Here is a 213-nt window from a genome sequence, read left to right as displayed (position 1 = left end):
GGCATATTCTTGAACCCAACGGTAGACCGTTGAATGATGAACGTTTACACCACGTTCCCTTAATATTTCGGATATATCACGATAACTCAATGCATATCTTAGATAGTAGCCAACGGCTACAATGATAACATCCTTGTTAAATTGTTTATATCTGAAATAGTTCATACAGAAGACTCCTTTTTGTTAAAATTATACTATAAATTCAACTTTGCA

The 213-nt window shown here is 33.3% G+C and carries 1 pseudogene; it reads right to left on the bottom strand.

The window, feature by feature from the left end:
* Positions 1 to 165: pseudogene (locus LQ611_RS14075) on the bottom strand (IS6 family transposase); the annotation flags it as partial.
* Positions 166 to 213 lie beyond the last annotated feature (48 nt).

Origin of the sequence: Mammaliicoccus sp. L-M44 (assembly GCF_022386355.1) — a bacterium.
GTDB lineage: Bacteria > Bacillota > Bacilli > Staphylococcales > Staphylococcaceae > Mammaliicoccus > Mammaliicoccus sciuri_A.
The sequence above is the reverse complement of the archived record's forward strand: the minus strand, read 5'-3'. Positions and strand labels throughout refer to the sequence as shown.